The organism is Streptomyces hokutonensis (assembly GCF_000376565.1).
Classification (GTDB): Bacteria; Actinomycetota; Actinomycetes; order Streptomycetales; family Streptomycetaceae; genus Streptomyces; species Streptomyces hokutonensis.
In genome coordinates this window covers 1-23,815 of the sequence record NZ_BARG01000120.1, presented here as the reverse complement: position 1 = coordinate 23,815, position 23,815 = coordinate 1, and the positions used below count along the sequence as shown (strand labels likewise).

The following is a 23,815-nucleotide window of genomic DNA, read 5'->3' as shown; positions in this document are numbered from 1 at the left end:
AGAGCGGGAAGAAAGGGAAGGCGGGCGGGCGCGAGCAGAACGGAGCCGGCAGCTGTGGGGATACCTGAGGTGAAAGACGGCGTCAAAGTGCGCTCGGGGAGCGGCGTGGCAGGGTCGGCTACGCTGCTGCTCGATGGGCGCGGGGTGGTCGTCAGCTGGCCTGCTACGGCCGAGCGGCTGCTTGGCTACCCGGCACCGGAGATGGTCGGCCGGTCCGCCGTGGGCCTTCTCGTGTCGGACAACGGAGTGCGGGTGTCTGGGCTGGTCAACCGGTGCCGGGCGGACGGCGGCTGGTCGGGGGTGGTCTCGGTGCGGCACCACGACGGGCGGCCGGCACCGGTCGAGGTGCGGGTGGTGCGGCTGCCGGAGGGGACGGGCGAGGCGTGCTGGCTGGTGTCGGTGCAGGACGCGGCACTGTCCGCGCTGTGGGGGCTGGGGCCGGCGGTGCTGGCCCGGTTGCCCGAGCGGTCGTCGGTGGGAATGGCGGTGGTGGACACCGAGCTGCGGTGCGTGTGGTCGAACGCTGCGCTGGAGCGGTTCGGCGGCGGGACGGCAGCCGAGCGCCTAGGGCGCAGGCTGGGCCAAATCCACCCGGGCCTGGACGCCGCGGTGCTGGAGGCACAGATGCGCCGGGTCCTGCGGAATGGCGCGCCGGTCGTCGGCCTGGAGCATGTGGGCCGTACGCGGTCGGATCCGCACCGTGACCACGCGCACGTGATGTCGTTCGTACGGATCGACGACGACCTCGGCCGCCCTCTGGGGGTGTACTACTCGGTCTTCGACACCACGGACCGCTTTAGGGCCCAGCGACGGCTGACCCTGCTGGGCAGGGCCAGTGAGCAGATCGGCCGCAGCCTGGACGTGCGAAGGACGGCGCAGGACCTGGCCGATGTGGCGGTGCCCGAGCTGGCCGACTGCGTCGCCGTCGATCTGCTGGAGGCGGCGGTCACCGGTGCGGAGCCGGTGCCCGGGCCGCCGGGCGGCGACGCCGGTGGACGGCTGCTGCGGCTGGGCCGGCGGGGGGCGCGCGCGGACGCGGCGGGGACGGCGGGCGACGCGGTCGGATACGGCGCGGGCTCGCCCTCGACGCGCGTGCTGGCCACCGGTCGGTCCTGGTGGGCCGCGCGGCTGGCCCCGCAGGCCGGGCAGTGGGCGGCCGGCATCCTGACGGGCGGGGATCCGCGGCCCCACACGGCGATGGTGGTGCCGGTCCTCGCCCGCGGCATCACCCTGGGCGTGGCTACCTTCGTGCGCGCCCGACACGACGAGCCGTTCGACGAGGAGGACCTGGCCCTCGCGGAGGAGCTCGTCGCCCGCGCCGCCATCTGCCTGGACAACGCCCGCCGCTACACCCGCGAGCACACCGCGGCGCTGGTGCTGCAGCGCAGCCTTCTGCCGCACGGCATGCCGACCCAGCACGCGGTTCAGGCGGCCTCGTACTATCGGCCGGCCGACGAGCTGTCCGCGCTGGGCGGCGACTGGTACGACGTCATCCCGCTGTCCGGGGCCCGCGTCGCCCTGGTCGTGGGCGAGGTGCCCGGCCACGGCATCGAGGCCGCGGCCACGATGGGTCAGCTGCGCACCGCCATACGGACCCTCGCCGACCTCGACCTGCCGCCCGAGGAGGTACTGGCCCACCTCGACGACCTCATCACCCAGACGGCCCGGGAGGAACAGCACACCGGCGCCGAACCTCACAGCGCCGGCGCGAGTGAGGCCGCGTCGGCCGTCGCCGCGAATGGCTCCAGCTGCCTGTACGTGGTCTACGACCCGGTGAGCCTGCGCTGTGTCATGGCGAGCGCGGGCCACCCCGCCCCGGTGATTGTCGGGCCGACTGGCGCGGCCGGCTTCCCGGACCTGCCCTTGGGGCCCGTGCTGGGGGCCGGCGGGATGCCGTTCGAGTCCGTCGAGCTGACGCTGGGGGAAGGCAGCGTGCTGGCCCTGTACACCGACGGCCTGATCCCCGAACCGGAAGCGGGCAGGGACCGTCTCCGCCGCGCGCTGGCGGTTCCCGGACTTCCGCTGGACCGCCTGTGCCGAAGAGCCGTCGACGCCCTCACACCGGCCCGCCCCCGCGCCGACGATGCGGTCCTCCTCCTGGCCCGAACCCGTAGCCTCGACGCCGCCCACGTCGCCTCGTGGGACCTGCCCAGCGACCCGGCCGTGGTCGCCCGGGCCCGCGCCATGGCCGCCCGCCAGCTCGGCGCCTGGGGGCTTGAGGACCTGGCGTACACCACGGAGCTCGTCGTCAGCGAACTCGTCACCAACGCCATCCGGCACGCCGCCGGACCGATTCGGCTGCGCCTGATCCTGGAGCGCACCCTGATCTGCGAGGTCTTCGACGCCAGCGACTCCGCACCGCACCTGCGCCACCCCCGCTCGGCCGACGAAGGCGGCCGGGGCCTGTTCCTGATCTCTCAGTTCACCCGGCGCTGGGGCACTCGCTACACAGGCGACGGAAAGATCATCTGGGCCGAACAGCACGTCGATCACGACGTTCCGGTCTCCGGCGGCGCAGGGACTGAGGCGGCGACCTGACGAGGTCCGGTCAGCGCGAGGCGGCGGGCGCCGGGCGTGGACCGAGGCCGCGCCGGCCGTTCCCACGGGCGGCCCGGTGGCGTACCGACTCACCGGCACCTGTGCCGGGCAAGGGCCGGCTGCCGCCGAAACGCACCTGTCTGTGCTGGGCTGGCGGGTCTACACTTCACAAGTGGAGCCGTGGTCGGCGGACAGGGACGGAGAACTCCGTTTTCCCGTCCAGTCCGACGCCGCGCCTGCCAGGCGCCACCACTGCATTCCACGGGTGCCGGAACCCGTGTCGCACGGCGGCTCCCACGGCTCCGGCTCCGGCCCTTGCGGCGAACGTGTCCCGCCCGGGGTGCACTCCCGCGCACCCCGACCGCCGGCAAGGGCGGACGGGCGCTGGGATACGAGGAAGGGAACACCTCGCCCAGCCGCCCGAGGCCGCCGCCGTCGACGCCGACTCGCTCCGGCGGCGGCCGCCATCCGCGGCCATCACCTGCCCGTGGCTGGGCACCGGCCTGGAGCCGCGCGCTGTCTGCAAGGCGGCCACCGAACTGCACCGCGAGGACTTCGCTCTCAGCCGGCAGAGGATATTCGCCCACTGCATCGAACTGGGCACCCACAGGTCGTCCGGGCGGTACAGGCGGACGGCCCGTTCCCGGCGCGTGAGGGCTGACAGCGGCGGCCACCGGGCCGCGTCGCGGACGCGGCGGCCGATCAGAGATACCGGTCTTGTTTCGGGTGGGTGATGTCGTCCTTCGTAGTGGCGAGCGCAACCGATGCCCTCTGACCCGGGGGCTTGGCGCGATCAAGCGGGTGCGGCCGGATCCGTTGACAGTCCGTCCGCGTGTTCGCCGGTGACCAGGAAGACCACGCGGCGGGCCACCGAGACGGCGTGGTCGGCGAACCGCTCGTAGTAACGGCCGACCAGCGTCACGTCCACGGCCGTCTCGACACCGTGCTGCCACCGGTCGTCCATCAGGTGCTGGAAGATCGTGCGGTGCAGCTCGTCCATGCGGTCGTCGTCCTTCTCCAGTTGCAGCGCGGCGTCGACGTCCTGGGTGATGAGCACCTCGGCGGCCTGCGCCATCAGACGCTGCGCGAGCTGGCCCATCTCCAAAATGGTGCGCCGAAGATCGCGCGGCACCGCCCGTTCGGGATAGCGGAGCCGGGCCAGTTTGGCCACGTGCTGCGCCAGATCACCACAACGCTCCAGATCCGCGCTCATGCGCAGCGACGTGACCACGGTGCGCAGGTCCGTGGCGACCGGCTGCTGCCGCGCCAGCACCGCGATCGCCCGGCCCTCCAGATCCCGCTGCAGATCATCGACCTTGTCATCGGCCGAGATCACACTCTCCGCGAGCTGCAGATCGGCATCCAGCAGAGCGCTGGTGGCCCGGCCCATGGCAGAACCGACCAGGTGCGCCATCTCCACCAGGCCGTCGCCGATCGACGCCAGCTCCTCGTGATACGCCTCCCGCATGGGGTCCTCACCATCTCGTCGTGCTGCAGCCAGTCTCCGCCGACCGCCAGACTTGCACACCGCGAGCACGTCGAAGGCCGTCTCCCCGGGCGCCTCGATGTCCACCCTCTGCGGCCCGAGTCGTCGGCCGCGCCAGCCCTGCCCAGGTCGAGCGGCCGCGCTCCGCCGAGCAGTCCGATGTACCCGCCCGCGCCGGACCTGCTACGCGGTGCCGGAGTGGCCTTCACAGCGATGGGGTATCCGGCTCCGGTGGACGCCAGAGCCTGCTTGCTGCCCCCGCCGGCAACCTCATCGAACTATTGAACCTGCCCGCCACCCGCATGCGCGTACGGAGCACCGCGATGCGGGGGTCGCTTTCGTGGTCGGTGGCACTCCGAGCGCGCAGGCGTCGCTCACGTCGATCCTGAGACGCGGGTAGCCGGAGCGCGCCGCACCTATCGCGCGGCCAGGGGCGCGCCGTGGAGTTCGCGTACCAGCTGCGGGGTGAGGAGTTCCCCGGCGCGGTCGGCGAGGACGGCCATTTCGTAGCCGACCAGGCCGACGTCGCATCCTTCGGCGGCCAGGACGCCGAGGCAGCTTCCGTCGCGGATGCGGCCGACCATGAGGAAGCCGCCGAGCATTTCGATCATGACGAGCTTCATGCCGCGGAAGCCGTGGGTGGTTGCTGCGTTCTGGGCGAGGCTGGTGATGCCGGAGACGACGGCGGCGAGGTGGTCGGCGCGATCTCGGCCGAGGGTGTCCGAGGCGGCCATGAGCAGGCCGTCGGAGGAGACGGCGACGGCGTCGGTGACGCCGTCGGTGGTGCGTGTGAACTCCGAGATGAGCCAGCCGAAACTCTGTACGGCGCTGGTCACGATGACACTCCTTCTGTGCTTCGGGCCTCGCCGCGGGCGGCACCTGCTCGAAAGCCGTTGAGCAGGGCGGAGACAGCGGGCCTGGCGGGCGGGGGTGAGGCGGCGGAGTCCTCCACGGGTGCCAGCAGGCGCCCGGGGAGGACCAGGAGTGCGGACAGTCCGCCGCCGGTGGTGTCGAAGAGGTGGACCTGCGCGCCCTCCCCGAGGCGGTGGGCGAGCCGGCCGACGACGAGGTGGCCCAGGAACCGGGTGGGCGCGGCAAGGAGGGCCTCCTCCCCGGAGCCGGAGAAGCGGGCGTGTGCGTGTTCCTTGTCGGCTTCGGACATGCCGATGCCGTGGTCGACGACGGCGAAGCTGTACGTGTCGTCCTCGGTGTCGTACCAGCCGTGCACCTCGACCTGTTCGGCCGGGGGCGAGAAGGTCAGCCCGTTCTCGATGAGTTCGGCGAGGAGGTGGGCGACGTCAGCGATGGCGTGTCCGCGTACCCGCACCGGCTCCACGCTCGCGATCAGGACCCGCCGGTACTGCTCCACCTCGGCGACGGCGGCCTGGACGACTTCCAGACCGTCGGCGGGTGCCGCTGTGGGCCGCGGCGGATTCTGCCCGGCCAGGACCAGCAGGCTTTCGGCGTTGCGCCGCATACGGGTGGCGAGGTGGTCGAGCTCGAAGAGCTCAGCCAGCGCGTCCGGGTCGAGTTCCTGCCGTTCCAGGCGGGTGATGAGGCCGAGCTGGCGACGTACGAGATTCTGGTTGCGGCGGCCGAGATTGGCGAGCGACTCGGTGGTGTTACGGCGCAGGCCGGCCTGCTGGGCGGCCAACTGGAGGGCAGTGTGTTCCACCTGGTCCAGGGACGCCGCGACCTCGGCGATCTCCGCCGCACCGCCCAACAGCCGGGTATCGGGCTCCTCTGGGACATCCGCCGACGGGCGGAGCTCCACAGGGTCATGCGGGGATTGCTGGATACGGGCAGCCGGTGCCGTGCCACGTCGCGGGCGGCCACGGCGAGCGCGCCGAGCGGGCGGGTGAGGGAACGGGAGGCGAAAGCAGCCAGGCCCGCGACGAGCGCGGCGATGAGTGCGCCCGCAACGAGATAGGCGACGAGGCCCAGCGCAGCGTCGTGGCTGAGCCGGTCGGCCCGCTCCCGTAGATCATTGCCGACCGACTGCTGCACGGCGTACAGATCATCGACGAGTACGGTCATCGCATCCCACCAACTGCCGGCATCGACGTGCAGCGGGGAACTGTCGGCGGCGCCCTCCGCCTGATCCTCGTAGGCGGCGGCGTGTTCTGCGTCATCGGTGGCGAAGGCGTTCTTCAGGGCCGCGCGCTGGGACGCGGTGGCGACCTGCCGGAAACGGGCGAGGGCGGCGACGCGTGTGGCGCGCACCTCGGTGAAGGTGACGTACTCGCGGCCGTGAAACCCACCATTGGCGAACACGCCATTGAGGAAGCCGCGTTCGAGCGCGACGGACTCCTTGGCCGCGGCCAGCTCCCGCAACGCGGACAGGCCGTCGCGCAGTTGACGGTCGGAGCCCGTCGCGGTCTCCGCCACCGGATCCACGGCGTTCAGCGCGTCGACGGCGCCGGTGTAGAAGGTGAGGGTCGCGGCCTGGTCTTCGGTGCCCCTGTCGGCAGCGGCGCGGATGCCGGGCAGGCGCTGCAAGCGCCGCTGGACGACATCCTCGACCGCACTGTCGCGGCGCATCCCGCGCAGTGCCGTGTCAACGCGCTTGCGGGTAGCGGCGAGCGGTGCGCGGAACTCCTCCTCGCCGCCCAACAGGCCGTTGGTCAGACCGCGTTCCCGCTGCAGCTGGTGCACCAGTGCCTGGACACGCAGACTGAGGCCGACCTCGGCACGGGTCGTCCGGGCATCACCGAGAGCCTCGGCGCGGCCGTCCACGGCGAGACCGGCCACCGCCAGCAGCAGGCAGATCGGGACCGTGATGACCACCGCCACCCGGCCCCTGATACTGCGCCAGCCCGGCATCGGCCGGCGGCCGGGAGCCGTTCGGTCACCGCGGCGGCGCCCTGACCCGCCCTTGCCGGGCGCACTCAGCCTGCCGAGCAGCGGCCGTACCGGTGTCCACACCTTCATAGCCACGAAGCTAGTCCGACCGCCGCAGCGGCCGGTTTCCGACCAGTTAGGCCGCGCGGGAGATTCGGTTGCGCCGCTCTCACACCGCGGGCCAAGAGACTGTGACCGCAGATGCAGGACAGGCGGTGCCAGGCCGCGCCCGCTGCTCGGTACGGCTGCCGGAAGAACCGGGCGACTCCACACCGGCTCACCGTACGGGCTGCCACGCTAGGCCCCGGAATCACACCTTCCGTACGCGCGCGATACGGAAGGCTACCGGTCCGTATCGCGGGCGCCCGTCGTGGGGAGCATGTAAAGCCTGTCAGGGTGGGGCGGTTTTCGGACAGGGCGACGAAAGGCGCGAATGTGTCCACCTTGCTGCGGCGAAGGACCAGGGACACCGGGGGGCGGCGGAATGTTCGGATCCGGGGGTTTGCCGCTGCCGGAGGACGCGGGCCGGCTGGAATGTCAGGTGGTGGATCCGGTGGGGCTGCCGATACAGGCCCGGGTCACCGTCCTGGACGATGAGGGGCGGCCGGTGGTGGAGGGCGGTGCCGACACCTACGGTCTGTTCACGTGTGCTGCTCACGTTGTGTTGACCTGTGGGCGTCACCTGCCGGGTGACGCGCGTTTGCTCTGAGCAGTCCGTTCGGTCGGGGTGGGGGCGCGAGGAGCGCACTCCAGCATGGGCAACGCCCTCGCACGCCATCCGCTTCAATTACTTACTGTGACCGATTGCTGATAGTTCTGTGCACAGATCGTGACAGCCAGGGCGGCTGTTGCGTCGATCATTCGTGCGAGCAGGAAGAGGTGTGTGATGTCGGTCGAAACAGCGACAGCCCCGGTGGGAGGCGTCGCCGCGCAGGATCAGGAGCAGCAGAGCCTGGGTACCGCGTCGGCCGTGTCCTCGTCCTTGATGCCCTCGTTCTCGGCACACCACGCGGTCAGGGCCAGGGTCTGGCCGGCCCACAGCAGCAGGGCCCAGGCGAGTTCGTCCGGGCGGTGGCCGGCCATGTGCGCGACCGCCTCGGCGTCGGTGGTGCTCACGTGCTGGTCGGAGCAGACCAGGCAGCCCTGGCCGACACCCTCGTAGTCGACGAGCTGGGGCCGCGGTTCGATCTCCGTCATGCCCGGCACGCTACGCCGCCGGCCCCGCCCCTGTACGGGAGTTCGTCGCAGCCTTCCCCGAGGGTGGGAGACTTGGGCGGTGTCGGGATTCGCGAGGGATACGAAGTACTACGGCGACCGCCTGGTCTACGAGCCGCTCCCGAGCAAGTGGGCCCGCTACCACGCCACGTACCGCGGGTGCGGCCAGGACTGGCTCACCGCGCACGCGATCCCGGCCGGATTCACCGTGATCCCCGGGGCACGTCCGGCTACTACGGGCTGGTCGGCCCCGCCCTGACCGAGGGCGTGGACGAGTCGGCACTGACCACGAATGCGCTGTGGGAGGCGGTCACCGGCAAACCCGGCACCCGGACCTGGTACGAGAGTGTGCAGGTCACCTGCAGGAGCACGGAGGCCGAGGCGAGGCGGAAGGCGGAAGGCGGACAACGAGCGGATCTACGGTCCGAGGCGGGAGCGGGCCGCGAAGGCGAAGACGGAGCCGACCATCGCCGCACAGTTGAAGTACCTCGCCGCCTTGGCGGAGAAGGCGGGCAGGGAGCGGTTCGACGCCGCGTTCACCGAAGCCGTCAAGGGCACCGGCATTACGCCGCGGGCCCCCAGGGAAAGGACCGCGACAGCCGCGAAGCGGCTGACCAAGGCGGCGGGCCGCGCGCTTGTCAGTTCCCTTGCCGACGGTTGAGTTGAGCCGGCTCTGTCGGCATCACCCTCTGGTCCGGATACTGGGGGCATGGGATTCGCTGTCTTCATGACCTTGCCCGGGCTGGTCATCCTGCTGACCGCCGTGGCCTTCGTAGACCAACTGCTGCTGCGTGCCGGGAGGGCCGGACTGCTGCCATGGCGCAACAGCGTCCGCCACGGCCAGATATCGGCGACCGGGTTCGAACAGCTCCATGCGAGCTTTTCGCCGGGGAAGCAGAACGAGCTCAAGGCGCGGCAGTCGTCACTGGTACTGCGGGACAACGAGGAGGACGGGGCGCCGCCGAACCGGACAACGGTAGATCTGGCGGGAGGGGTCGCGGTCGTCCGGATGCCGCCGGCCAGCCGGTAAGAGGCGACCCGGCACAGCCGGATCTTGGAGAACAAGGTCAGTCGGACAGAGGAAGGGGGCCCGCACGAGTGCGAGCCTCATCCCGTGGCCTTGTGGCCCCCGTCCCCTCCCGGAGCTTTGGGAACACCAGGCCGAAAGACCGGCGATTCAGTGGCCGGTGGTGATACCCATGCAATTTGCCGTCGGCCTCCGACATGCCGCGCACGACACCGCCGCATCCCGGGTGCGAGCCGTGACCACTACCGCGTCGCCGCCGTCCATCAAGTCCTCCATGACCAGCGCCGGCAGGCCGGAGAATACCCGCATAAGGAACTTGGCATCCACCACAAGATCATGATCAATGGCGGCTACTCGGCATCACCATCGACTGCGGGCAAGATCCGTTAAATTGACGTGCCGACACCTAGAACGGGGCTGCACCTGCACCCCACGTCCATGCGGCGTCTGCGGGCGCCGGGTTATGGAGCGAAGTAGCGCTGTTCCATGGTGTCGCGCAGCCGCTCCAGGGACTCGCGCGGGCTGAGTGCCTCGTCGCCCAGCCGGTCCAGGGCCAGCCGGTACTCCTCGGTCTCGTCGAGGTCTTCCAGGAACGCGGCGCTCTTGATGTGTTCCAGGTACACGATGTCGGGCAGATCGAGGGTGCCGAAGCGCAGGTAGGTGACGGGGATGGCGGGCGCGGAGGCGTTCGTCACGTCCAGGGGCACGATCTGCACGGTCACATGGGGATGCTGGGCCATGTCGACGAGGTGCTGGAGCTGCTCGCGCATCACCTCGCGACCGCCAAGGACGCGCAGCAGGACGGACTCGTCGATGATCGCCCACAGGTGCGGGGCATCCTCGCGCTCCAGCAGCTGCCGACGGCGCGTGCGCAACTCGATACGGCGTTCCACCTCGCGGGCCGGCGCCGTGGGCAGACCCCTTTCTACGACCGCCCGGGTATAGGCCGCGGTCTGCAACAGGCCCGGCACATACTGGATTTCGAAGGTGCGGATGGTGGTGGCTGCCTCCTGCAGGCCGATCAGCCGGTCGAACCACTCGGGCATCAGGCGCTTGTCGTAGCGCTGCCACCAGCCCGGCTCACCGGCGCGCCGCAGCAGCTGCAGGAGTACCTGCGCCTCGTGCTCGTCGGTCTTGTACAGCTCCAGCAGTGCGCGGACATCGGGTTCCGCGGGCGCGCGACGGCCCTTGCCCGACTCGATACGCGAGAGCTTCGGCGCACTGAAGCCCACCGAACGCGCCGCCTGGTCCTGAGAGAGGCCGAAATCTTCGCGGATGCCTGCCAACTGGACACCGACCAGCATCTTCAGCAGCGTCGGAGCGGGCTCGGTCCGGCTCAGATATGTTTCGAGGCGCGAGCTGCGAGGTGACTCGGCGGGCATCCTGGCTCCCCGTGGACCGGCAGACGACAGACTGGAGTATCGCACCGAGCCCCCTCTGGGTGCAGGCACCCCCAGAAGTGGGGACGGCCGGTTCCGTTTCACAGGAGGTGGTCGAACTCGCCGTCTTTCGCACCGGCCACGAAGGCGGCTACTTCGGCCGGAGTGTAGACGAGCGCCGGGCCGTCGGGGTCGCGGGAGTTGCGCAGCGCGATGCTCCCCTCGCTCAGGGCGCCCACCTCGACGCAGTTGCCTTCGGCATTGCTGTGTTGGCTCTTGATCCACCGAACGTCCAGTGAGCTCGCCCGCACTCCGTTGTGAACTGATGTCACCGGACTCTCCTTGCTCGTGTTCCGTCACGCCTGCAACCTCGCCACCTACCGGGTCGGATCGCACCGCGTGGCGCGCCCTTCCGGAAGGGCCGTGTAATTCCTCGTGAAATTGCACGGAGGCGCCTTCAGTTGTGGATAATAACCCGTGGCATCCACCGGCGTGTCGACACCCGCATGCTGACGTCCCACCAGGGAGACGCTGTGTCGTTACCTGCGCACCAAGCCCCCCGGCTTCCTGGCACGGCCGCGCCGTTGCCAGACGTGGCCGCGCCACTCGACGCACTCAGGCGCACAGCGCTCCCCGGCGACCAACGGCCTGGAGAGCTCACGTGCCAGAAGCCGTCGCGCAGCTCGTCCAGGTCCGCCGTACTGCGCCTCACCTGCACTGCACAGGAAAGCGCCAGGGCCCGTGAATTCACCCAACGCACGCTGGGCGACTGGGCCTTGGACCACTGCAGCGATGACGCCCTCACCGTCGTCGCCGAGTTGGCCGCAAACGCTGTGGTCCACGCCATGCCGCACACCCGGGACGACGAGGCCAGGGCGTGGTTAAGACTCACCCAGCGACCGAACTACCTGGTGTGCGCCGTCATTGACTCGAGCGACAGACCGCCCGCGTGTCCGCGCACGAGCGACCCCTTCGACGAGCACGGCCGCGGCCTGCGTATCGTCGACGCCCTGTCCGAACACTGGGGATGGACCTGGCGCTACCGGGCGGACAGTACGGCCCCCGAGGGCAAGACCGTCTGGGCCATGTTGCTGACCGATCCACGCCACTGACCCGGCTGTCACGGAAACGAGCTTCCGCGTTGTCATAACCATGAGAAGTGCGGGCCGTGACCGGAACGGGGTATTTCGGGCAAAAATTCCCGGAGGAAGCCATTGGCGGATCGCTTGTAGAGATCTTACAAGGGGACTTCGCTTGCCTCTCCGAGCGGGCGAGTCGGCCTGCAGCGCGGTTCCGGTGTTCCCGCCGGCCCGACTCTCGAGATGGCACAGCCCTGGTCGGCGACGTCTGCGAGGGTGATGAGGTAGTCGAAGAGCCGGCGGAGTGCTGCCATGCCGGTCGGCGGCTGGGTTCGCCAACTGCCGCTTGGCTAAGATGTATTGTCTGTCGAGCCAGTCCGCTTGGGGCGGCTGGGAGCTGGGGGAATGATGCAGCCTGGCAAGCAGGTATCCACGAAGATCGACGCCGCGGTTCCGACGGCCGCGCGTATGTACGACCATTATCTGGGCGGCAAGGACAACTACGCATCCGACCGGGCGGCCTGCGAGGAACTGGACAAGGTCGTACCCAGCACGCGTGCTCTGGCGGTGAACAATCGGCGCTTCCTGCAGCGGGTGGTCGCGACCCTGGCTACCGACTACGGCATCAGGCAGTTCCTGGACCACGGCTCAGGTCTGCCCACCCAGGACAACGTGCACCAGGTCGCTCAGCGGATCGACCCGGGCAGCCGCGTCGTGTACGTCGACAGCGACCCGATGGTCCTGGTGCACGGCCGGGCTCTGCTGGACCAGAACGAGCGTACCGCCGTCATCCAGGCCGACCTGCGCGATACCCACGGGATCTTCTCCCACCCCGACACCCAGCGCCTGATCGACTTCTCGCAGCCGGTGGCGCTGCTGTTCAACTCCGTCTTCCACTGCATTCCGGACAGTGACACCGACGGACCGTCGGCTGTGGTGCGCCGGGTGGCCGAACACCTGGTTCCCGGCAGTTGCATGGTGATGTGCCAGCTGGTCAGCGAGGATCCCGAGGTCCGCGACTTCGTGACCGACTTCATGGATCAGGCGACACAGGGCCACTGGGGCCGCGTACGCCAGCAGAAGGACGTCGCAGAGTGGTTCGAGGGACTGGACATCCTCGAACCGGGGCTGGTGGAGGTGTCCACGTGGCGCCCGAACAGTGAGGTGACCCCCCGCCAGGCCACGCAGGAGTGGATCGAGTTCGGCGGCGTGGGCCGCATCTCCTAATCGGACGGGCCGCGGGGCGGGGGCGGTAACCGTCAGCAGCCGCCTGGCGCGCTCCTTGCCCCGGAGCGTCATTGGCTCCCTGTGCCGAGCCGGGCGCGCAGCACCACTGGTGCCCGGGATCGAGGCAACAGGCTGCGCAGGTCCGCGGGATGGACCGTGCGGACGGTCAGGCCGTCACGAAACCGATAGGGGCGGGTGGCGAGCACTCCGGGCAGGTGTGAGCGCAGGCGGGCGAGTTCGGCCCGGACCGTGCCCGTACGGCTTGGATCCGCGAAGAGGTCCTCGGCGAGTTGGGCGGCCGTACGCCCTTCAGGACGGGACGCGAGCGCGAAGAGCAGCTCGGCGTGACGAGCGCTGAGCTGTCGGGTCCAGTCTCCCGAAGGGCCACCCACGGTGAGAGTCCAGCTCTGTGGCAGGGTGAGATCCAGCACGACAGTGCCGACGGGTGCCTCCTGGACAGCCCCGGCGGTACGCGCCCGCAGCAGCCAGCCGCAAGGCAGGGGCTCGGCCCAGCAGGCCCCAAGCTCCGGCAGCCATACCGTCGCAAGCGTCTCGTCGAGCGGCGGAAGCGGCAGCCGTGTGGCCTGGAGCGGCCCCTTCGCGGCGGCGACCCAGCCATCGCGATCCACGACCACGGCCCGGCCGGGGACACGGCACAGCAGAGGTGCCGCCACCGCACGCAGCCGCTCCAGCGCGCTCTCGTGTTGCATGCGCAGTTCGGCCTCGGCCAACCGCGCCGCCGCTGCCACCAGGTCGAGCAGGACGGGATGGGCCGATGTGCACGGGCCGCTGAGATCGACGACTCCGAGCAGGCTCCCATCCCGCAGATCGTGCAGGGGCGCTGCCACGCACGTCATCCCGTGCAGCCGGACGGCGAAATGCTCGGCCGCGTGGACCGCCAGCGGCCGACGTACGATCAGCGTGGTGCCCAGCCCGTTCGTGCCGATCGCGTCCTCGCTCCAGTCCGCCCCCACCATCAGGCCCTGGCCGTCGGCCCGGTCGAGCAGAGCGCTGTCCCCGTCGCGCCACAACAGCCTGCCGTCGGCATCGGCCACCAGCATGATCTGGCGAGCCGCGTCCAGGTACGGCAGCGTCACCGCCTGCAGCACGCGGAACGCCCGGGACAACAGCGAGGAACGCCGCCGTCGCTCCACCTCCTCCCCGCCGAGGGGCCGAAACCGCCCCCCACCGCCGGGAGCCACACCGCCCTCCAGCGCGCGGCGCCATGACTCGCCGATGACCGCACGCGGCGCGACCGAGGGGCACTCGCCTGCGAGTACGGCCTCGTGAGCCTCCTTCAACTGCCGCACAGTGCAACCGCGTTCCCAGTACAGCGGCACCACGGATCGGCCATCCCCCATCAGTCCTCTCCTTGCTCCTGCCGCCTTGGCCGGCATTATCGGGCCACATGATGCCCCACTCCGGCACAGCCCGGTGGCGAAAGACGACAAGCGCTTGCCGGCGCGGAACGCATGCGGGTCCCACCCCCACTCGCCGGGCAACGGGGCCGTGGGCTGACAGGCTTTCACTTGTCACATTGATACAACATTCACCTATCTTCGAATGTCGGACCTTCCCTCGCTCTGCCGGTTGAACCAGGCTTCCCTCCACAGGCAGGTATCCGCCGGGGAGAATCATGAACGGTACGGTCGACGGTTTCAGCTACGGCGCGGTCACCCCGGTCGCCGGGTATCTGATGGCCGTCCTGGGCAGTGCGCTGGGGCTGCGGTGCGTGGTGCGGTGCGTGCACTACCGGCAGGGCTGGAAGCCGGGATGGCTGGCACTGGGGGCGGCGTGCATCGGCTGCGGCATCTGGACGATGCACTTCATCGCCATGACGGGCTTCCAGGTGGAGGAGACGTCCATCCGCTACGACGTGGCGCTGACCGTGCTGAGTCTGGCGGTGGCGGTCGTCGTGGTCGGCGCCGGCGTGTTCATCGTCGGTTACCGGGGCGCGGAGGCCGTCGCACTCGTGACGGCCGGGGCGATCACCGGTCTGGGCGTGGCCGCCATGCACTACCTCGGCATGTACGCGATGCGTCTGCCGGGCAGCATCCGCTACGACACGTTCACGGTCGCCGTGTCGGTGGCCATCGCCGTCGGTGCCTCCATCGCCGCGCTGTGGGCGGCCGCGTCCGTGCGGGGCTTCGTCTCCTCGCTCGGCGCCAGCCTGGTGATGGGGGTGGCCATCTCCGGCATGCACTACACCGGCATGGCGGCCGTCAGCGTCCACCTCCACAACGCCCCCGCCACCGCGGACGGAGCCACCCCGGTGTCCCTGCTGCTGCCCATGCTGCTGGGCCCGGTCATCTTCCTGGTCCTGGCCTCGGCGGTGGTCATGATGGACCCGCTGCTCCTCGCCGGCGCCTCGGACGCGAGATACGAGGGCGGGTCCGAGAGGCTTCCCCAGGCCCGCGGCGCAGGCAGCCGACCGGAGTACAGTCCCGCGTCCGAGAGCGCGGGGCGCCCGCGGTCCGGCGCACGGACCGGTGGGAGCACTCCCCGGCCGGTCTGGCCGCCCCTGCCGAACGGGGATGTCCGCGGCGGCCCGACGTCACGGAGGTGAAAGGGGGCTCCCCGCCCCCGACCCGGGCTCGATCCGGCCGGCCCGACGAACCACTCCGGGCCCTGCCCCTGCTTCTCCCCGCAGCCGCACGTGCCGCCCGGGACAGCAGTCCGTACGGGTGGCTGCACGCCCATCCGCCACCCCACACGCAGATGGGTCACGCGCCTCGGAGTGAAACCTGTCTTGCCCTCCCACAGTGCAGACGCTTCCGGCAGCAGGTCGACACCAGCCCCAACCACCCCGGCGTCATGTTCACCGCGGCTCCGCACACGGGTAACAACAGCGAGGGCCACCGGGACACGGAGACTCGCCTCCATCTCAGAGGACACGGTGTCATCCGGCCGACGGGCCAACGCTCCCGAGCGGACCGTCGGGGAGATGAGCAGTGACCGGATCGAGCAGGCAGAACGCCGCCGACGCCGCCGAGTCGGGCAACATCCCCAGGGACGCCGACCAGTCCAGGACCTCCGTCTTGCCGGGCGCCGTCACGCACCACGACGCCCTGAGCGGCGTATTACCCGGATACGGGCGGAAGGCAGGCGCTCTGTAACACCTGTGCGGCCGATGACGCAGAAGCGTATGCCGATGATTGTCGGCAGCCGTGGATTCGCGGTCCCCCCGTGCTTGCGGATCCACGCACCCGTGCCCCGCCTGCCACCCCCCGGGCAGGCGGGGCACATCCGCCGAGGCGGTGCCGCGCAACACGCGCTCCGGGCGAGGGCTCGAGGTGATCGCCTCCTCGGACGCGGTGCGCGAAGAGGCCCGGAGTGCCTCAGCCGGCCGAGGTACGCGCCATGACCGGCGAGTTCCGGTCCGTTGACCGGCTAAACCATCCGGCGGGATGCCATCCCCGAATGGCGCCGCCCAGGCCACCCGCCCCGGCAACCCGTGGAAGGAACCGTTCAGCAGTCCCGGAGCTCGGGTGTCTGGTTGAGGAGCTGCTGCTCGGCGGAGGTGAAGAGGGCGTAGCGTTCCCCGGGCACGGGCACGGGCGCGAACACGGCGAGGCGGTGGCAGTTCTGGAAGGCCAGCCGCACCCCGAAGTGACGCTGCAGAGCACCCCGTATCGCGTCACTGGCCAGGGCACGCAGCAACTGCCCACGGGCCTCTTCGTCCGGCGGCGGAATCCGATTGTCGGCGAAGCCGGTGCCCTCGGCCTCCATCCGGACGACCAGGGCACGCATCATGTCCCACGCGTAAGGCAGGGATGTGCGGATGCAGTCGATGAACTCGGCGTCAGTGACCTGGCCCCGCTCGGCCTTGGTGAGCAACTCGGGGGAAACAGACAGCGACATGGAACCTCCGGTCAGCGGCCCATCCGGCGCAGGGACGGTGGCGGACGGGGCCTGGGGCATGGGCGGACCGCCGTGACGGGGGTCTCGGCGGCGGTCGCCCGGGAACTTACCCAGGCGGCATGTCGCCCATGTCCGCTGATCATCAAACCTTGGGGTCGAATCGGTTGCCCGCCGGTCAATTCCGCACCAAGTGGCCGCGGTTGGGGACGTCCGGGCCGAGTGGGTGGCGCTGTTCAGGGCGTCGCGGAGCTGGAAAGGGGTCTCGAAATCCGCGTGCTGGGCAAACCGGCGCAGGAACACGCCGATCAGCCGGTCGTTACCGGCGCGGACGGCGCTGACGATGCAGGGTATGCCTCCGCAGTCACCGTCCCGGGGGTCTTCATCCCTTTTCTGCATATGCCCGTGGTAGCAGCAGGATCGACTGTGCCGGGAGGGGCGCCGCTCGATCGGGTGAACTCTCCGCGCTCAGCGCATATCGAGTGTGAAGGGTGGGCAACGCGGCGGGACGCAAGGCCATGGGCATGAGGCGGCAGGGCCGCCCCGCTTCAACCGGCCATAGCTTCGAGTCGGCAGACGCGGATCTCGAAACCCGCCTGCGGAGGCGGTCGTTGAGCCCGCAGTGGCCACTGGTGCAGGAGCCGGCGAAGGACAGCCGTACGGTTTGGGTCGGGACGTGAGGGTTGTGGCATATGTTCGACGGAGTTGCTGAAATCCGGTCACCAATGGAGCGCGCCGTGTACCGCGTATCGCAGGGAGACACGGGTTGCAGAACACCCTCACACCCACGGCTCAAAGCAGCTACGCCGCGTACGTGAACCACATACGGCTGTGCCCGCGGCGCCCGAACGAGGCGGGGCGGTGTGCCGACGGCGCCGCGCTGGTCCGGGCCTATCTGGCGGACTTCGAACGGAAGAGCCGACGCGGCGCCTCCCGCACGGGGATGCGGACGGTAAGGGGCCGATGCCCTTCACCATGGCAGACGGTCAGCGGCAGCGATACACGCTTCGGTGCAGGTCCGATATGCCAACGCGCTCCCGGTCGCGCCTGCCCGGGTAGCGCAGTGCCGCGCAGGCGACGCACAGGCTGCCGCCAGCGGTTGTGCGTATCTCGACCGGCGTACCGGCGACACACGGTCCTCCGGTGGGGTGAACCAGCCCGGCGGCCGCCTCCCAGCGGAGAGACCTCCGACAAGCCGACGGTCATCGCAAGGGAGGGGTTCCGTCGGCATGATCTCGCGCCACCCGGCAAGCCCGGGAGTCTCACTGGCCTGCCCGGAGGCGTCGGCGCCTCCGCATTACGGTCCCGGCGCACCCTCCCGCAGACCTGGGCGGGTTGCCGCGCCCGCCGGTGTTCGCCATGCCCTACCCTGCCCGGGCCGGGCGAAATCTGGGGCCGGGAGCACTTCGACGTCCTCGAAGTGGCGCTGTTCACCGCGCTCACCGTCCCAGCTCAGAAGGCACTTTCGTGCTTCCACCTCACTTCCGGTCCCGCGCGGCGGCTGGTCGGGCCGTTCGCTCTGACGTACTACGGCGGGATGCGCCCTGCCGTGCGTGAGCGGGAACCGCGACCCGGGCTGGGCCGGCGCCTGGCGCTGTCTCGCTGTGCAGTGGCGCATACGTGCCGGCCACCGTCGGACCGCTGGACGGGCGCCGGGCGACTGCGCACTGGATGAGCTCCGTCGACTTCACCACCGCTTCCCGGGCGTCGCGTACGACCCTGACGTGCTCTACGTCGAGGACGGCGCCGTCCCTCACGTCGGCCGGCACCGGCGTCGGCATCGACTTGTTGCCTCCACCTCGTCCACCGGGAGGGCGGTCGCCGGCGGCCCCGTGACCGCGGCGAACTCGCAGACAGGCCCCGGCGGAGTCCGCCTGCCGGAGATTCACTCTGGACTCACAGGCATACTTTCGCATAACGTTCGTTGCGTAACATTTGTTTCGTGAAAGGGGGTGGGGTGTGCCCAAGCAGATCGACCACGAGCAGCGCCGCTCGGAGATCTCCCAGGCTGTGTGGCAAGTGGTCGGCGAGAACGGCCTGGAGGGGCTGACCCTGCGCGCGGTCGCCGCTGCCGCCGGCTGCACCACGGGCATGGTCACCCACTATTTCCGCGACAAGAAGGCGCTCCTCGCCCATGCCCGCCAGCTCATGCACCGCCGCATGGCCGCCCGAATCGACGCGATGCCCATGCGGGGCACCGCCCGTGAGGGCCTGTACGCAGTGGCCGAGCAGGCGCTGCCGCTGGACGAAGAGCGGCGGCTGGAGGCGGTGGTGTGGTCGTACTTCCAGCTCGCCACCCGTATCGACCCGGAGCTGCTGCACGAACACACCGCCAGCCACGCCTCCTGGGTCCGGCGCCTGACCGCAATGGTCCGCGCCGCCTTGCCCGGCCGGCCCGAGCCCGCCGACCTGGAGGGGCGGGTGCGCGTCCTGGTCGCCTGCCTGGACGGGCTGGCCCTGAACGCCGTGACCGATCCGGACACCTATCCGCCAGAGCTCCAGCGGCGCGTCCTGGCGATCCAGCTGGCTCTGATCCTCGAAGGGAATCCCACTCCGTGACCACCCGCGAACTGTCGATCACCGCAGCCCGGGCCGATGACCCCAGAATCGTGCGGCTGGTCCGCGCTCTCGACGCCGACCTCGCTGCCCGTTACCCGGACGAGCCCTGCACCGGCGGCGCTCACCTGAACCCTGGGCTCCGGTTCCTGCTCGCCGAGGCCCACGGCCGCCCGGTCGGCTGCTGTGCCGTCCAGCCCTTCCCGTCCCCGGACACGGCAGCGGAACTCAAGCGCATGTACGTCACGCCCGAGGTGCGCGGCTGCGGTGTCGCCAGGCGTCTGCTGGACGAGGCGGAACGCACCGCCATCGCGCTCGGCCACAGCGAGATGCGCCTGGAGACGGCCGTCCACCAGCCCGAGGCCATCGCGCTCTACACCCGCGCCGGCTACCGCCCGATCCCCAACTACCCGCCGTATGAACACAAGGCCCTCAGCCGCTGCTACGCCAAGCACCTGCCGCTGCCCGGGGCCCGGGCGGATCAGGCGGAAGAACTCGCGGCCTTCCTCACCGGCCAGGGACTCCCACCGCAGGACGCACCAGCTCCCGGCACCCGGTACTGGATCACCAAGGATGCCGGGGGACCGGCCGTGGCGGTCAGCCTGGAACCTCAGGAACGCTGTGTCCTGCTGCGCGGCGTCGCTGTCCGTCCGGATCTGCGCGGCTGCGGAGCCGCCCGTCGGCTGGTAGAGCACGCCCTCGCGGCTGCGGCCGCCCAAGGAGCACCTACGGTCTACGTCCTCTCCACGGGTGCCGAATCCTTCTGGGCGCGGCTCGGCTTCAGCCCGGTGCCGGTCGCCGAAGCGGCTGACGCCCTGCCCCACGCCCCGCAGATCCGCCGCTACCGCGCCGCAGGAACCCTCGCCGACGAAGCCGCCTGGCGGCGCGACCTCACCGTCGCCGGGGCCGGGACCGGCCGCCTCGCCGCGCACTCCGAAGCGACCACGGGGCCGTCCCGCCCCGCCGCCGGCGCCTCGTCCACGGCCACTGGGCGATGAGACAGGCCGCCGCCGGACGGTCACTTCCGCAGCCCTTCTGGTGGCTCTGGGGCAGCGTCCTGATCAGCCGCCTCGGCTCCTTCACGGCCACCTTCCTCGTTCTGTATCTGACGGCGGGGCGCGGATACTCGGCGAGCTTCGCCGGGCTGGTCGCGGCACTGTTCGGAGCCGGTGGCGTGGTCGGTTCGCTGACGGGCGGGGTCCTGGCCGACCGGGTGGGGCGACGGGCCACACTGCTCGTCGCGCAGGTGACGGCAGCCGGCCTGACCACCGCCCTGGGCTTCGCGGACCGTCCCGTGCTCATCGTGGTGTTCGCGTGCGCGACCGGCGCGGCGAGCAGCACCTCCCGCCCCGTGGTGCAGACCGTCATGGCCGACGTGGTGCCCACCGCGCAACGTGTACGGGCGTTCTCTCTTTACTACTGGGCCATCAACCTCGGCTTCGCCGTCGCCGCGGCGACGGCCGGATACCTTTCCGTCCACGGCTACCGATGGCTGTTCGTCGTGGAGGCTGCGACGGGGCTGTTGTCCGCGCTGGTGATCCTCATCATGCTTCCGGAGACGAGAACCGACTCTGGCGACGTGGGGGAGCGTGTCACTGAGCAAAGGGCCGTCGGGCTGCGGCCCGTACTGCGCGACGGGCCGTTCATGGCGGCCGTGGGCCTGTCTTTCCTTCTGATCGTGGTGTTTCAGCAGGCAGCCGTCGGACTGCCGATCGCCATGGGCCGCGATGGTCTCACCGGCACCCAGTACGGTCTGGTGATCAGCGTGAACGGCATCCTCATCGTGGCCCTACAGCTGCCCCTCGGCCGCGTGCTCGAACACCCGGACCCGGGCCGCTTGCTGGTGTTGGCCTCGCTGCTGTGCGGATGCGGCTTCGGTCTGAACGCACTCGCCGGGAGTGCGCCCGTCTACGCGATCGCCGTGCTGGTGTGGACGCTGGGCGAGATCGTGCACTCGCCCCTGAACATGGGACTGATCGCCCGGCTCTCCCCGCCCCATGCCACAGGCTGCTACCAGGGCGTCCACTCACTGGCCTGGGCCATCGCCACCATCGCCGCCCCGCTGACCGGCGGCAGCGTCATCGACCGCTTCGGCCCCGACACCCTCTGGGCCGTCTGCGCCGCACTCGGCGTCTGCGCCGCCGTCGGCTACGGAGCACTGCTCCTGAGCCCGCCCGGCCCGTACCGGCAACCGGGCCCTCGAATCACGGTGGCCGTGTGGCAGAGAAGGAGGCGCGCCGCCCGTCCTGACCAGTACTGCGACTGACTCCACACGGGCTGCGGCACTTCTGCGCGTCCTCGCTCTATGGCCGGGGTTTGGACCTGAAGGCGATCCAGGACCTGCTGGGCCACGAATGGCTGTCCACCACGACCCGTTACATCCATGTCTGCGACGAACACATCGAACTCGCCTGGACCCGTGCGAATGCCCGTGTGGCCGCGCGCCTGGGCCAGGAGATCGGATGAGCTGATGCGCTGGAACCTGCGGATGAAGGCGGCCGAGCGGGGCATCTGGAAGTCCACCGAGATGCGCCGCCGGCTGGCTGATGCCGGACTGGAGATCAGTGCGGGGAAGATGTCCGCGTTGTGGACGGGTACGCCGACGACGATCCGCCTCGACGACCTGGACGTGATCTGCGCGGTACTCGCGTGCGAGCCCACCGAGTTGCTCATCCGGGAACCGGAGAAGGTTGCAGCGCGTGCGCCCGCGCCACCCGAGACCGCGGCGGTCAGCGCGACCGTGGCTCCGCGGTGGGGCCAGCACCGAACAGTGCCACCCGCATGAGTGCCGGCCACAAAACGATGTGCAGTGTCTGCGGAAGCCGGCCGATCGCCATGGCGCGCGTCGCCTACTGCTTCGCCTGCTGGCCCGGTGGGCCAGTCGCCCCGCCACCGTGCCTTCGCTGTGGATCCCGCACCCTCTACTACGCCTCCGGGTTGTGCGCCCGCTGTCACCCCTCCGCGATCCCGCCCGTCGACTCCTGCCGCAGCTGCCTGGCCTGGGGCGCCACCCGCAATCTGACATGGCTGTGCAAGGGATGCGCCTCGTGGTGTCGCAAATACACCCTCGTCGACGCCTGCCGAATCTGTGGCCACGGCGCTGTCCTTGACCTGGACCGTGTGTGTCGGCTGTGTCGCAAGCAGGCGGCCCTGGTCCGCGGCGCTCGCGCGCAGGCAACCTTGGAAGAGACCAACCGCGACGGACAGCAGCTCTTCATCGCGGACCTCTTCTCCGGCCATGGGACACCCATACCGATCCGCTCGCCTGCCCCGCCGGTGTCCCCGAAGCCGCTGGCGCCGGTCAGCTACCGACAACCGACGCTGTTCGACATGACCCGCACCCTGCGACACCGCGGTATGGGCGGGCTCGCCGGGCGAGCTGATCCTCAACTGGCGGCCTGGGTTGAGCAGTTCACCAAACAGCGCGCGGCCCGCCATGGCTGGAACCACGGTCTGACCTGGTGTGTCCGCACCGGCGTCAACATCATGCTCGGCTTCCAGGACACCCCGGGCGTCGCCATCGCGGCCACCGATGTCAGTGTGCTGTCGGAGGTCGATCTGCCGATCGCGCATGTCCTGGAGGTCCTCGACGACGCGGGGCTGCTGGAAGACGACCGGATCTCCGCTGTCACCGCCTGGGTCCAGCGCAGCCTCAGCGGGCTCCCCGAGCCGATGACCAGCGAGGTGGGGGCCTGGTTCCGCATCATGCGGGAGGGCAGCAGCACTACCCCACGGCGCCGGCCCCGCACGGAGATCACCATCAGGCTCCACCTCGGCTGGGCCCTGCCCGCGCTGCGGCAGTGGGCCGACGACGGCAAGGACTCGCTGCGCGAGATCAGCTCCGCAGATGTCCGCGCGGTGCTGCCTCAAGACGGCATCACGCGGGCCCAGATGGGCCAAGGCCTCCGCTCGATCTTCCGCCTCCTCAAGGCAAGGCGGCTGATGTTCACCAATCCCATCGCCCAGATCAAGACCGGTTTCCCTGATCCGAAGGTCCCGCTGCCCTTGAACGTCGAGGACATCCGCGAGGCCCTCGACTCCGCCAACCCAGCCCGTGCCCTGCTGACCTCGCTGTTCGCCTTTCACGGCCTCAGCTCGATCCGGGTACAGCACCTCCTGCTCACCGACATCCACGACGGCCGCCTCGAACTGGCCGGCCGATCCGTTCCCCTCGCCGCCCCCGTCCGCCAGCGTCTGGCCAACTACCTCGACTACCGCAACAGGCACTGGCCGAAGGCGGCCAACCCACACCTGTTCGTCCACTTCCGAACGGTCAACGGAACCGGGCATGTCGGCTACCGCTGGATCTACCTCTTGCTGGGACCGAACATCAACGCCCGATCCCTCCGAGAAGACCGATTCCTCGATGAGGCACTCGCCACGAACGGGGACGCCCGACGCCTGAGCGATCTGTTCGGACTCAGCACCCATGCCGCTCAGCGCTACACCGAGGCTCTCGATCATCCTGGTTTCCGGAGCGACCAACCCGCCAACGAACGTCATTCGTCGCCCAGTTCGGGAACCTGAGTGCCATACCCTAGGCATCGCTGCCCCCACTGCTCGAGTTCCCGTCCGAGGACCATTCGGAAATCGTGAACCCGAGAGCTCT

Annotated in this window: 23 protein-coding genes and 1 pseudogene; 13 read left to right on the top strand and 11 right to left on the bottom strand. The window is 70.1% G+C overall.

All coding sequences use genetic code 11. The annotated features are described in order from the left end of the window. Nucleotides 1–105 precede the first annotated feature (105 nt). Nucleotides 106–2,538, top strand: a complete 2,433-nt coding sequence (locus SSP08S_RS52215; RefSeq protein WP_245608144.1) for a SpoIIE family protein phosphatase — start codon at nt 106–108, stop codon at nt 2,536–2,538. A gap of 793 nt (nt 2,539–3,331) precedes the next feature. On the opposite strand, the gene phoU is transcribed toward SSP08S_RS52215, so the two are convergent. From phoU to SSP08S_RS64075, 3 genes are all read right to left on the bottom strand, one after another. Then, on the bottom strand, nt 3,332–4,006 hold the full coding sequence (phoU, locus tag SSP08S_RS52210; RefSeq protein ID WP_019075619.1) for a phosphate signaling complex protein PhoU: 675 nt from the start codon (nt 4,004–4,006) through the stop codon (nt 3,332–3,334). A 434-nt stretch (nt 4,007–4,440) separates the two neighbouring features. Then, nucleotides 4,441–4,860 (bottom strand): roadblock/LC7 domain-containing protein, encoded by a 420-nt coding sequence (locus SSP08S_RS52205; RefSeq protein WP_019075618.1) that lies wholly within the window; start codon nt 4,858–4,860, stop codon nt 4,441–4,443. Next, complete coding sequence (locus tag SSP08S_RS64075) at nt 4,857–5,798, bottom strand: ATP-binding protein (protein ID WP_245608143.1); 942 nt, start codon at nt 5,796–5,798, stop codon at nt 4,857–4,859. Before SSP08S_RS64075 ends, SSP08S_RS52205 begins: the two co-directional genes overlap by 4 nt. Nucleotides 5,799–5,833: 35 nt before the next feature. Here SSP08S_RS64075 and SSP08S_RS64070 point away from each other — a divergent pair, with 35 nt between their 5' ends. Next, a complete protein-coding gene (locus SSP08S_RS64070; protein WP_019075616.1) occupies nt 5,834–6,007 on the top strand; it encodes a hypothetical protein in 174 nt (57 codons plus the stop codon). A gap of 57 nt (nt 6,008–6,064) precedes the next feature. On the opposite strand, the pseudogene SSP08S_RS64065 reads toward SSP08S_RS64070, so the two are convergent. Beyond that, a pseudogene (locus SSP08S_RS64065) lies at nt 6,065–6,847 on the bottom strand (nitrate- and nitrite sensing domain-containing protein); the annotation flags it as partial. Between the two features lie 954 nt (nt 6,848–7,801). Further along, on the bottom strand, nt 7,802–8,062 hold the full coding sequence (locus SSP08S_RS52190; RefSeq protein ID WP_019075613.1) for a hypothetical protein: 261 nt from the start codon (nt 8,060–8,062) through the stop codon (nt 7,802–7,804). A gap of 79 nt (nt 8,063–8,141) precedes the next feature. On the opposite strand from SSP08S_RS52190, the gene SSP08S_RS52185 reads away from it, so the two are divergent. Next, the gene (locus tag SSP08S_RS52185) at nt 8,142–8,339 is read left to right on the top strand and encodes a hypothetical protein (protein ID WP_019075612.1); all 198 of its coding nucleotides are present in this window, start codon (nt 8,142–8,144) and stop codon (nt 8,337–8,339) included. Nucleotides 8,340–8,497: 158 nt separating this feature from the next. On the opposite strand, the gene SSP08S_RS64375 is transcribed toward SSP08S_RS52185, so the two are convergent. Further along, nucleotides 8,498–8,632, bottom strand: coding sequence for a hypothetical protein (locus SSP08S_RS64375; RefSeq protein WP_281176181.1), 135 nt, complete (start codon nt 8,630–8,632; stop codon nt 8,498–8,500). A 157-nt stretch (nt 8,633–8,789) separates the two neighbouring features. Between SSP08S_RS64375 and SSP08S_RS52175 the strand changes: the two genes are divergently transcribed. After that, on the top strand, nt 8,790–9,110 hold the full coding sequence (locus tag SSP08S_RS52175; RefSeq protein ID WP_019075610.1) for a DUF6191 domain-containing protein: 321 nt from the start codon (nt 8,790–8,792) through the stop codon (nt 9,108–9,110). A 147-nt stretch (nt 9,111–9,257) separates the two neighbouring features. Here the strand turns inward: SSP08S_RS52175 and SSP08S_RS62300 are convergent, their stop codons facing one another. From SSP08S_RS62300 to SSP08S_RS52160, 3 genes are all read right to left on the bottom strand, one after another. Further along, entirely contained in the window at nt 9,258–9,434 is a 177-nt protein-coding gene (locus SSP08S_RS62300) for a hypothetical protein (protein ID WP_019075609.1), read from the bottom strand. A gap of 134 nt (nt 9,435–9,568) precedes the next feature. Further along, nucleotides 9,569–10,489, bottom strand: coding sequence for a helix-turn-helix domain-containing protein (locus SSP08S_RS52165; protein WP_019075608.1), 921 nt, complete (start codon nt 10,487–10,489; stop codon nt 9,569–9,571). A 98-nt stretch (nt 10,490–10,587) separates the two neighbouring features. Then, the gene (locus SSP08S_RS52160) at nt 10,588–10,818 is read right to left on the bottom strand and encodes a DUF397 domain-containing protein (protein WP_078532888.1); all 231 of its coding nucleotides are present in this window, start codon (nt 10,816–10,818) and stop codon (nt 10,588–10,590) included. 174 nt (nt 10,819–10,992) lie between these two features. Here SSP08S_RS52160 and SSP08S_RS64705 point away from each other — a divergent pair, with 174 nt between their 5' ends. Together SSP08S_RS64705 and SSP08S_RS52150 are read left to right on the top strand one after the other, a co-directional pair. Next, a complete protein-coding gene (locus tag SSP08S_RS64705) occupies nt 10,993–11,598 on the top strand; it encodes an ATP-binding protein (protein WP_369407127.1) in 606 nt (201 codons plus the stop codon). A gap of 375 nt (nt 11,599–11,973) precedes the next feature. After that, a complete protein-coding gene (locus SSP08S_RS52150; protein WP_026179569.1) occupies nt 11,974–12,792 on the top strand; it encodes an SAM-dependent methyltransferase in 819 nt (272 codons plus the stop codon). Between the two features lie 68 nt (nt 12,793–12,860). On the opposite strand, the gene SSP08S_RS52145 is transcribed toward SSP08S_RS52150, so the two are convergent. Next, nucleotides 12,861–14,153, bottom strand: a complete 1,293-nt coding sequence (locus SSP08S_RS52145; protein ID WP_019075604.1) for a GAF domain-containing protein — start codon at nt 14,151–14,153, stop codon at nt 12,861–12,863. 275 nt (nt 14,154–14,428) lie between these two features. On the opposite strand from SSP08S_RS52145, the gene SSP08S_RS57800 reads away from it, so the two are divergent. Next, nucleotides 14,429–15,358, top strand: coding sequence for an MHYT domain-containing protein (locus tag SSP08S_RS57800; RefSeq protein ID WP_019075603.1), 930 nt, complete (start codon nt 14,429–14,431; stop codon nt 15,356–15,358). Between the two features lie 902 nt (nt 15,359–16,260). Here SSP08S_RS57800 and SSP08S_RS52130 read toward each other — a convergent pair. Continuing rightward, a complete protein-coding gene (locus SSP08S_RS52130) occupies nt 16,261–16,653 on the bottom strand; it encodes an SCO5389 family protein (RefSeq protein WP_019075601.1) in 393 nt (130 codons plus the stop codon). A gap of 1,956 nt (nt 16,654–18,609) precedes the next feature. Here SSP08S_RS52130 and SSP08S_RS52125 point away from each other — a divergent pair. The 6 genes from SSP08S_RS52125 to SSP08S_RS57785 all read left to right on the top strand — a co-directional run bounded on the left by SSP08S_RS52125 (nt 18,610) and on the right by SSP08S_RS57785 (nt 23,733). After that, a complete protein-coding gene (locus tag SSP08S_RS52125; RefSeq protein WP_019075600.1) occupies nt 18,610–19,209 on the top strand; it encodes a TetR/AcrR family transcriptional regulator in 600 nt (199 codons plus the stop codon). Continuing rightward, on the top strand, nt 19,206–20,204 hold the full coding sequence (locus tag SSP08S_RS52120; protein ID WP_019075599.1) for a GNAT family N-acetyltransferase: 999 nt from the start codon (nt 19,206–19,208) through the stop codon (nt 20,202–20,204). The genes SSP08S_RS52125 and SSP08S_RS52120 overlap by 4 nt, the downstream gene beginning before the upstream one ends. After that, complete coding sequence (locus tag SSP08S_RS57795) at nt 20,201–21,472, top strand: MDR family MFS transporter (RefSeq protein ID WP_051106169.1); 1,272 nt, start codon at nt 20,201–20,203, stop codon at nt 21,470–21,472. Before SSP08S_RS52120 ends, SSP08S_RS57795 begins: the two co-directional genes overlap by 4 nt. 50 nt (nt 21,473–21,522) lie before the next feature. Then, nucleotides 21,523–21,672, top strand: a complete 150-nt coding sequence (locus tag SSP08S_RS58880; RefSeq protein ID WP_019075598.1) for a tyrosine-type recombinase/integrase — start codon at nt 21,523–21,525, stop codon at nt 21,670–21,672. A 4-nt stretch (nt 21,673–21,676) separates the two neighbouring features. Next, a complete protein-coding gene (locus SSP08S_RS52105; protein WP_019075597.1) occupies nt 21,677–21,991 on the top strand; it encodes a helix-turn-helix domain-containing protein in 315 nt (104 codons plus the stop codon). Between the two features lie 545 nt (nt 21,992–22,536). Continuing rightward, a complete protein-coding gene (locus SSP08S_RS57785) occupies nt 22,537–23,733 on the top strand; it encodes a site-specific integrase (protein WP_158697347.1) in 1,197 nt (398 codons plus the stop codon). Nucleotides 23,734–23,815 lie beyond the last annotated feature (82 nt).